The sequence below is a fragment of the Burkholderia sp. HMSC10F09 genome, from assembly GCF_001806955.1.
GTDB lineage: Bacteria > Pseudomonadota > Gammaproteobacteria > Burkholderiales > Burkholderiaceae > Burkholderia > Burkholderia multivorans.
Map to the genome: position 1 here is coordinate 1 of NZ_KV786868.1, position 1,716 is coordinate 1,716.

Annotated in this window: 2 protein-coding genes and 1 pseudogene; all 3 read left to right on the forward strand. The window is 73.5% G+C overall.

Annotated elements, in window-relative coordinates; all coding sequences use genetic code 11:
* Positions 1-455, forward strand: a pseudogene (locus HMPREF3115_RS24075) (MCP methyltransferase); the annotation flags it as partial.
* 46 nt (positions 456-501) lie between these two features.
* Positions 502-1,245 carry a chemotaxis protein CheW gene (locus HMPREF3115_RS24080; RefSeq protein WP_070556384.1) on the forward strand — a complete coding sequence of 248 codons (744 nt, stop codon included), beginning with the start codon at positions 502-504 and terminating at the stop codon, positions 1,243-1,245.
* Positions 1,242-1,716 (forward strand): Hpt domain-containing protein (locus HMPREF3115_RS24085; protein WP_176748763.1); only part of this gene is annotated, 475 nt, incomplete at its 3' end. The genes HMPREF3115_RS24080 and HMPREF3115_RS24085, both read left to right, overlap by 4 nt.

Sequence of the window (1,716 nt, forward strand, 5' to 3'; positions counted from 1 at the left end):
CGATCGGCGGCTTGGCGGCCATGCACGCGGTCGATGTCGACACGGCGATGGCGGACGGGCCGGCCGTCGCCCGCCCGCATGCGGCGGACCTGGCTGCGCCGGCGCGGCCGGTTGCGGCGATGCCCGTCACCGACACGCCGGCCGACGACGCGCACACGCCGACGCTCGAGGATGCGCAGGCGCTCGCGAATGCGGGCGCGTTCGAGGAGGCCGAGCGCGTGCTCGCGCAGTTTTCCGCGCGCGTCGGCCCGCATGCGGACGCGTTCTACCTGCTCGGGCTGATCGCCGACGCGCGCGGCCGCGCGGCCGACGCGAGCGACTTCTACCGGAAGGCGCTGTATCTGCGGCCGACGCATCACGAGGCGCTGACGCATCTCGCGACGCTGCTCGACGCGGGCGGCGACCGCGCCGGCGCGCAATGGCTGCTCGAGCGCGCGCGGCGCTCGGCCGGCTGAAACGAATACGGGTTCGGAGACCGATACCCGATGACCAGGGGAAACCATGAACCGCGACGCCGCTGCCACTGACGACACGACGATCGACGTCGACGATTGCTGGAACCGGATCGGCACGCTCGGCGATCGCTCGTGCGAGCGGCTCGCCGACTGCCTGCGCTGCCTGAACTGTCCGGTCTACGCGTATCACGCGGCGAAACTGCTCGAGCGTCCGCTCGGCCGCGCGGAGATGGCCGAAGCCGCGCAGCGCATGCGCGCGTCCGATGTCGCGCATCCGCCGCGCGACGGCGCGGACACGCGCGACGCGGCGCTCGCGTTTCGCGTCGCCGACGAATGGCTCGCGCTGCCGATTCGCGTGCTGCGCGAGATCGCGGGCACGCGGCCGATCCATTCGCTGCCGCACCGCCGTCATCCGGCCGTGCGCGGCGTCGTGAACATTCGCGGCACGCTGCGCATCGCGATCTCGATCGGCGCGCTGCTCGGCCTCGATGCCGGCGGCGCCGAACGCGGCCGCGGCGACAGTCGTACCGATGGCCGCGCCGATGGCCGCACCGATGGTCGCTTTACGCGGCTGCTCGTCGCCGCGCATCACGGCGAGCCGGTCGTCTTCCCGGTCGACGAAGTCGAAGGCGTGCTGCGCTTCGGCGCATCGGACTGGGTGCCCGTGCCGGCGACGGTCGGCCGCGCGAGCGCGGGCCTGTCGCGCGGCGTGCTGTCGTGGCGCGGCAAGTCCGTCGGCCTGCTCGACGACGATCGGCTGTTCGACGCCGTCACGCGGAGCATGCGATGAGCAACGACGACGATCTGAGCCACCTGTCGCTGCTCGAACTCTATCGCGAGGAAACGCGCACGCAGACGCAGGCGCTGTCCGAACGCCTGCTCGCGCTCGAGGCCGGCGAGCCGGACGCGGCCGCGCTCGAGGCCTGCATGCGCGCCGCGCATTCGCTGAAGGGCGCCGCGCGTATCGTCGGCGTGCCGCTCGGCGTCGACATCGCGGGACGGATGGAAGAGTGCTTCGTCGCCGCGCAGGCCGGCACGATCACGCTGAGCGCCGCGCACGTCGACGTGCTGCTGGCCGGCGTCGATCTGCTCGTGCGCGTCGGCGATCCGCATGCGGCGCCCGTGTCGCCCGCCGAGATCGACGCATTCGCGGCAGCGCTGACCGGCGCCGACGGCGCGCACACGATGCGGATGCCCGCCGCGGCGCCGACGCCGCCCGTCGTCGCGTCGCGCGAGCACGACGCGGCCGCGAACGAGCCGG